At 44.9% G+C, this 2,139-nt stretch carries 1 protein-coding gene and 2 pseudogenes; 1 reads left to right on the top strand and 2 read right to left on the bottom strand.

Features of this window, described 5'->3' with window-relative positions; genetic code table 11:
* A partial coding sequence (locus REG_RS13820) for a hypothetical protein (protein ID WP_218015683.1) occupies positions 1 to 180 on the top strand: 180 nt, incomplete at its 5' end.
* Here REG_RS13820 and REG_RS09020 read toward each other — a convergent pair.
* Together REG_RS09020 and aspS are read right to left on the bottom strand one after the other, a co-directional pair.
* Positions 170 to 913 (bottom strand): annotated as a pseudogene (locus REG_RS09020) (YebC/PmpR family DNA-binding transcriptional regulator). The gene REG_RS13820 and the pseudogene REG_RS09020 overlap by 11 nt on opposite strands.
* Before the next feature lie 161 nt (positions 914 to 1,074).
* Positions 1,075 to 2,139, bottom strand: a pseudogene (gene aspS, locus REG_RS14860) (aspartate--tRNA ligase); the annotation flags it as partial.

The raw sequence follows: 2,139 nt of genomic DNA, 5'->3' as shown, positions 1-2,139 counted from the left end.
CCGAATCAGTTTAATTTGATTCAAGGCGGAGGAACGCAGACAGTACAAAATAGTACGACAAGCGACGACAACAACTTAAATCAAGTTAAAATGATTTGGCTATATGAGGATTGTGAGCACCGCGTAACGCAGCATTCACGCCACGCAGTAGGTTATGCAAGAAAGCTAATTATAAGGTAGCGGCCACTTCATCAGAGATTTCACCATTGTGATAAACCTCCTGCACATCGTCTGATTCTTCTAGCATATCGATTAACCGTAATAATTTGGGCGCCGTTGCTGCATCTAAATTAACTGTGATAGCAGGAATCAAAGCAACTTCAGCCTGTTGTGCGATAAAACCCTCGGCATCTAAGGCGTCCTTCACCAAGCCAAATGTTTACGGGGTGGTGAAAACATCAATAGCACCGTCGTCATAAACTTCAATATCAGCAGCACCCACGGTTAATGCGCAGTCCATCATCTTTTCTTCTTCCAGACCCGGGGCATAACTAATAACGCCTTTTTTGCTGAATAGATAAGATACCGAGCCGTCTGTACCCAAATTACCCCCCGTTTTAGTGAAAGCATGACGGACTTCCGATACCGTACGATTACGGTTGTCAATTAAACATTCAACCATCACCGCTATCCCTCCAGGGGCGTAGCCTTCATAAAGGATGGTTTCCATATTATTTTCTTCGTCATTACCCACCCCGCGAGCAATGGCTCGGTTCAGTGTATCGCGGGTCATATTATTGGATAATGCTTTATCAATCGCCGCGCGCAAACGAGGATTAGCCGCCGGATCACCGCCGCCGAGTCTAGCCGCCGTCACGAGCTCACGAATAATTTTGGTGAAAATTTTTCCACGTTTTGCATCTTGGGCTGCCTTACGGTGTTTGGTATTCGCCCATTTGCTATGACCGGCCATGAGAATCCCCCAAAATCATTTTATATTTAAGATTTATACCCTTCGCCTTTCAAGTTACGGCTTTGTTGTCTGCGGGTGCTCGCCGAATCACGTAGTATGTCTACGCTCATCGGTCTCACCCCCTGGCTGCCTTGCCGTAACTCGAAATCCATTGGGTATAATGCTGCTGTTTTTTTACTTTTTTTATTATCCGTCTTGATAGAAAGTTCTGCTAAAACATCAGGATTAGCAAAGCTAGGCGCTTCTGTCATTAAACAAGCGGCAGCAGTGGTTTTTGGAAACGCAATCACATCACGAATATTATCGCAGTCAGTCAATAACATCACTAAACGATCAAGACCAAAGGCCAAACCGGCGTGGGGCGGCGCGCCGTATTTTAGCGCATCGAGCAGAAAGCCAAATTTTTCACGTTGTTCTGCTTCTTCAATACCGAGCAAAGAAAAAACCTGTTGTTGCATTTCACTGCAATGAATACGAACCGATCCCCCCCCCACTTCATAACCATTAATTACCATATCATAGGCATTCGCGATAGCAGCAGTTGGATTAGCCTTCAATTCAGCTGATGTCATCTCTTTGGGCGAAGTAAAGGGATGATGCATGGCGCTTAAGCCGCCCTGATCATTTTTTTCAAACAGCGGAAAATCTACTAGCCATAGCGGCTGCCAACTATTTGGTTGAATTAATTTTCTGTCATGACCCAGCTGCAAGCGCAATGCGCCCATCGCTTCAGTGACCGTATTAAAACTTCCTGCCGCCAAAAATAACATATCGCCATTGTTGGCCTGAGTCCGCTGTAAAATATTTCGCAACATATCCGCATTAAGAAATTTACCAATCGAACCTTGCACGCCGGCAACCCCAGCCTGGCTGTCGTTGACCTTTAAACAAACCAGGCCATTAACACCGCGTTGTTTGATAGTTTCAGTGTATTCATCAATTTGTTTACGACCAATTTGTGCTCCTTCTGTAACACATATCGCAACAACTCGCCCTGTGATATTACTGTTAGGATTGAGCACATCGGCAAAAATCGGCAACTCGATGCCCTGAACCAAATCGGCAATATCAATTAATTCTAGCGGATTACGTAAATCCGGTTTATCCGAACCAAAACGGCGTATGGCGTCATCAAAGCTGAGGATCTGAAATGTACCAAGATCGACCCCTTTAATTTCTTTCCATAGCTTGCAGATTAACTGTTCCATTAAATCCCGCAGCTGTTT

The sequence above is a fragment of the Candidatus Regiella insecticola LSR1 genome (assembly GCF_000143625.1).
Classification (GTDB): Bacteria; Pseudomonadota; Gammaproteobacteria; order Enterobacterales; family Enterobacteriaceae; genus Regiella; species Regiella insecticola.
Note: the sequence above shows the minus strand (reverse complement) of the source record. Positions and strands in the feature narration are given on the sequence as shown.